Source organism: Streptomyces neyagawaensis (assembly GCF_023516595.1).
Lineage (GTDB): Bacteria > Actinomycetota > Actinomycetes > Streptomycetales > Streptomycetaceae > Streptomyces > Streptomyces neyagawaensis.
The window spans coordinates 1-330 of record NZ_JAMGBG010000267.1 but is presented as its reverse complement, the minus strand read 5'-3'; the positions used below and the strand labels follow the sequence as shown (position 1 = coordinate 330).

The following is a 330-nucleotide window of genomic DNA, read 5'->3' as shown; positions in this document are numbered from 1 at the left end:
GAAGGACTTCAAGTCCGATCAGGAGGTGCGCTGGTGCCCCGGCTGCGGTGACTACGCGATCCTCGCCGCCGTCCAGGGCTTCATGCCCGAACTCGGCCTCGCCAAGGAGAACATCGTCTTCGTCTCCGGCATCGGCTGCTCCTCCCGCTTCCCGTACTACATGGACACCTACGGGATGCACTCCATCCACGGCCGCGCCCCCGCCATCGCCACCGGCCTCGCCACCTCACGCCGCGACCTGTCCGTCTGGGTCGTCACCGGCGACGGCGACGCCCTCTCCATCGGCGGCAACCACCTCATCCACGCCCTCCGCCGCAACGTCAACCTCAA

Annotated in this window: 1 protein-coding gene; it reads left to right on the top strand. The window is 67.9% G+C overall.

The window, feature by feature from the left end:
• Positions 1 to 330: thiamine pyrophosphate-dependent enzyme (locus M8J73_RS44645; RefSeq protein ID WP_249829946.1), on the top strand; the 330-nt coding region annotated here is incomplete at both ends.